Source organism: Candidatus Macondimonas diazotrophica (genome assembly GCF_004684205.1).
Classification (GTDB): Bacteria; Pseudomonadota; Gammaproteobacteria; order UBA5335; family UBA5335; genus Macondimonas; species Macondimonas diazotrophica.
The window spans coordinates 1-3,401 of the sequence record NZ_SRIO01000043.1; the positions used below are offsets into that span (position 1 = coordinate 1).

Annotated in this window: 8 protein-coding genes; all 8 read left to right on the forward strand. The window is 62.7% G+C overall.

Translation table 11 applies throughout. The features are described from left to right. Positions 1–884: polysaccharide deacetylase family protein (locus E4680_RS13565; RefSeq protein ID WP_167792527.1), on the forward strand; the 884-nt coding region annotated here is incomplete at its 5' end. Next, positions 884–1,144: a hypothetical protein gene (locus E4680_RS13570; RefSeq protein WP_135282960.1), complete on the forward strand. Its 261-nt coding sequence runs from the start codon at positions 884–886 to the stop codon at positions 1,142–1,144. The genes E4680_RS13565 and E4680_RS13570, both read left to right, overlap by 1 nt. Beyond that, positions 1,141–1,650: a hypothetical protein gene (locus E4680_RS13575; RefSeq protein ID WP_135282961.1), complete on the forward strand. Its 510-nt coding sequence runs from the start codon at positions 1,141–1,143 to the stop codon at positions 1,648–1,650. The genes E4680_RS13570 and E4680_RS13575 overlap by 4 nt, the downstream gene beginning before the upstream one ends. 26 nt (positions 1,651–1,676) lie before the next feature. Continuing rightward, positions 1,677–1,871 carry a hypothetical protein gene (locus tag E4680_RS13580; protein ID WP_135282962.1) on the forward strand — a complete coding sequence of 65 codons (195 nt, stop codon included), beginning with the start codon at positions 1,677–1,679 and terminating at the stop codon, positions 1,869–1,871. A gap of 150 nt (positions 1,872–2,021) precedes the next feature. Further along, positions 2,022–2,270, forward strand: coding sequence for an SEC-C metal-binding domain-containing protein (locus tag E4680_RS13585; protein WP_135282963.1), 249 nt, complete (start codon positions 2,022–2,024; stop codon positions 2,268–2,270). 249 nt (positions 2,271–2,519) lie between these two features. Further along, positions 2,520–2,804, forward strand: a complete 285-nt coding sequence (locus tag E4680_RS13595) for a hypothetical protein (RefSeq protein ID WP_135282965.1) — start codon at positions 2,520–2,522, stop codon at positions 2,802–2,804. Continuing rightward, positions 2,801–3,178 (forward strand): hypothetical protein, encoded by a 378-nt coding sequence (locus E4680_RS13600; protein ID WP_135282966.1) that lies wholly within the window; start codon positions 2,801–2,803, stop codon positions 3,176–3,178. The genes E4680_RS13595 and E4680_RS13600 overlap by 4 nt, the downstream gene beginning before the upstream one ends. Next, positions 3,175–3,401, forward strand: a 227-nt coding sequence (locus tag E4680_RS13605) for a hypothetical protein (protein WP_135282967.1), incomplete at its 3' end; no start/stop codon positions are given. The genes E4680_RS13600 and E4680_RS13605, both read left to right, overlap by 4 nt.

Here is a 3,401-nt window from a genome sequence, read left to right on the forward strand (position 1 = left end):
TCATCGGCGCAGCGCACTCGCTGGATGATGGCGGGCAGGTGCCGGTGCTGCTCTATCACCCGCAGACCATCGGCGAGCGTTGCGACGCGGACGACACGGACGTGTTGGCAATGCAGCGAGATCTGCAATTGCTGCACGACATGGGGTTTGTGCCGACTCCGGCGCGGCACATTGTCGAGTGGCGGATGGGGCTGCGCGCAGGCAACACGCTGCCGGCAAAGCCCGTGGTTATCACGACCGATGACGGGCACGACCGCAACTATCTGCGGCGCGTCAATCCGGCGAGGGATTGCGCGGCGGACCTGCCGAGCGTGCGCGAGATAGCAGAGGAGTTCGACGCGCATGTCACGATGTTCGTGATCGGCTCGCCAGTCGTGCGCCGGCTGTTGGGCGACGGGTTCTATACCGACTCCTGGTGGCTCGATGCCGAGCGCCATCCGCTGCTCGCGATCCAAAATCACACCGCCGGCCACGAACACCAGGCCATTACCCGCCAGGTATTCGACCCCGCCATGGGCGCGTCGCTGCCAGCGGCTGGGCACGCGGACGGCGACTGGACCGGCCAGAACAACCCGCTGCGCTGGACCAACCGCACCAGCGCCACTGTGGCCATTGCCAGATCCGGCATCTACATCTGGCGCAACACCGGGCACTTCCCCGATTTCCTCGCGCACCCGTTCGGGGTGGTGTCGCCCTACCTGCTCAACATCTACCTGCCGTCATTCCCGCGCCAGCATGAGGTTTCGGCGGCATTCTGCACGGAGGGTAGGCCGGAGAAGTTCGTGTCGCGCACATCGCCGATATTCTGCTTGCCCCGTGTCACGCGTGGGCTGTCGTGGTTTACAGCGCAAGAGTTTGTGCAACTGATGGGGGAGGCCAAGTAATGCAGGATGGTGTATCAGCAGCGACGGCGCACAAGCTCACATACTCTGGCGCGGGCATCACCGCCGGCAGCGGTGCCTTGGCATGGCTGAGCGAGAACCACACACTGGTTGCGTCGCTTGGCGTGCTGTCCGGCATGGTGATCGGCGCCGTCGGCTTGGTGCTGCAATGGCGCCTGAACAGGCGGCGAGAGGCGCGGGAGATAGAATTGCACAATGCGCGGATGGCGGAGTACGTCAAGCGCGGGGGTGACACGCAGTGACGCCGCGCCTGCTGCTCCACGCCGCAATCTCGCCGGCGCTCTCGCTGCTCGATGCCAAGCTCGACAGCATCCCTGCCCGCGCAATGCTGATCGCCATTGCCTTGCAGGAGTCCGGCCTTAAGGCTCGCGTGCAGGTGCTGGACGCCGGCAAAGACTGGTGGGAGAGTCGCCCAGGACCAGCTCACAGTTTTTGGCAGTTCGAGGCCGGCGGCGTGTCGGCTGTGTTGGGCAACAATCGCACGCGGCAGATTGTAGATCCGGTGCTTGCGCAGATGGCCTACCCGCGCATGGTGACGACCGTGCATGATGCGGTCACACACAACGACGTGCTTGCAGCAGTGTTTGCCAGGGCGCTGCTGTACTCGGCACCATGGGCGCTGCCGGCCCAGAACGCGCCCGAGGAGGGCTGGAGGCAATATCTGTGGGCGTGGCGGCCTGGAAAGCCGCATGAGGGCACGTGGAAGGCGAATTACGCAGCAGGCTGGGCGGCAGTGCTCGGCGGCTGAGAATACGGCACAATTGGAGAAAGGCAATGACCAAACGGGTGCGTATTGAAAATGCGGACGATTCAGACCACAAGCTGGTTGTGCAAGTGTGGGACGAAGGGCATCGGCATGAAGAGGATGCGATGCGCAGCGAGCACAAGCTGCCGCATCCTTGCTCAATGGTTGAAGTGGATGTCTGGAAGGGCAGCTACATTGTGATCAAAGAGATCGACGAAGACTGAGAATACGGCGAATAGCGGGGGGTGGCCGCAACAACCGCCCGCAGTGTGTGACCGGTGCGTGCTGATACCCTCCTTGCGCGCTGGTGCGCACACCGTCAGGCCCACGCTACGGGCCACCTGAAGAGACTTAATGACATTTGGAGCAGAGTGATGGACATGAGAAACGGCCGAATCTTTTCGGCAGAGGAGTTGGCGAAATTCAAGGAGTGCATGACGCCCAAGGAGTGGGAAAAGGAAAAGTCGCACTACCTGGAGATGGAAAAGCCGCCGACTCCGCGCCAACTGTCGCGACAGCCGCCGAAGGTGGGCAGGAACGAGCCCTGCCCGTGCGGTAGCGGAGAGAAATTCAAGCGCTGCCACTTGCAAGCGCTCGGCTACAGGCCCGTAGAGGCAGAGTAATGTCCGATGTTATCTCGCTCGACGACTTCCGCCCGCACCTTTCTGGCCCGGCGATTTGTTCTGGCTGCCACCATGAGTGGCAGGCAGCGGCTCCGGTAGGGGCATGGGAGCTGGAATGCCCGAAATGCGGGCGTATGATGGGCTTATGGAAATACGAGTTCCAGCCGGAGACGTTCTACGAATGCGGGTGTGGCAGCCGTCTATTCTACGTTGTGCCGGACGGCTGTCGATGCCGGGAGTGTGGGGCGTATGCTGACTAAGCAGCAGTGGCTTGATCACGCTGAGGTCATCGACGCCTACCGCGTGTTCCCGCGCCTGCTGCTGCTGTCCGCATTTCTATTCCTTTGCTGGTATTCGTGGTACGCGCTTCAGACCATTGTTTGCCTCGCCGACCGTATGTCCGGGCTCACCCAAGGCGGGCAGATCGTGCAGGCCGTGGCATCTGGCGTGATCGCCGTGACAATACCGATGATCGGGAGTATGTTCGGCAAGGTGGCTGACTTGTACTTGAATACTGGGAGGAAGTGGGAGTGACCAAGATCGAAGCGCTTGTCCTCGGCGGGCTGGTACTCACCATCATTTCGGTGATCGGCGTCCAGCATCTGCGACTCGGCATCGCTCAGAACCGTGCAGATACCGCAGAGGCAGCGCTCGCATCCTGCAAGCGGGACCGCATGACCTTGGTGGAGAGCATCAAGGACCAAAACGCCGCCATCGCCGAGATGAAGGCCAAGTCCGACGCCCAGGCCGAACGCCTCGCCGTAGCCGCACAGGACGCCGCAGAGGCGCGCCGCGATGCTGAGGTAAGGGTAAGGCGCATCATGGCCGAGGAAGTGCCGCAGGAGTGCGCTGCCGCGGTGCAGTGGGGTGCTGAACAGGGCGCCAAGCTGGCTGAGAGGTGGATGTGAAACGCTTTCTGCTCTTCCTTCCACTCCTCGCTGGCTGCGCTGCTGAGCCGGTCATTCGCACGGTTGAGGTGGAGATACCTGTCGCCGTCGATTGCCCCGCACCGCCCGCCATAGCGCGCCCTGCGCTGCCCCTGGCCGACATCACTGCCGACAGCTCGCCCGCTGATGTGCTGCGCGCCTATGCTGCCACAGTCGAGGCGCTGATGGGGTATTCGCAGGAGCT

Bases quoted from the DNA above. Each gene is read 5' to 3' on its own strand.
- E4680_RS13580 (WP_135282962.1), top strand. From the start codon at position 1,677: ATGACCAAACGGGTGCGTATTGAAAATGCGGACGATTCAGACCACAAG.
- E4680_RS13595 (WP_135282965.1), top strand. From the start codon at position 2,520: ATGCTGACTAAGCAGCAGTGGCTTGATCACGCTGAGGTCATCGACGCC.
- E4680_RS13585 (WP_135282963.1), top strand. From the start codon at position 2,022: ATGGACATGAGAAACGGCCGAATCTTTTCGGCAGAGGAGTTGGCGAAA.
- E4680_RS13570 (WP_135282960.1), top strand. From the start codon at position 884: ATGCAGGATGGTGTATCAGCAGCGACGGCGCACAAGCTCACATACTCT.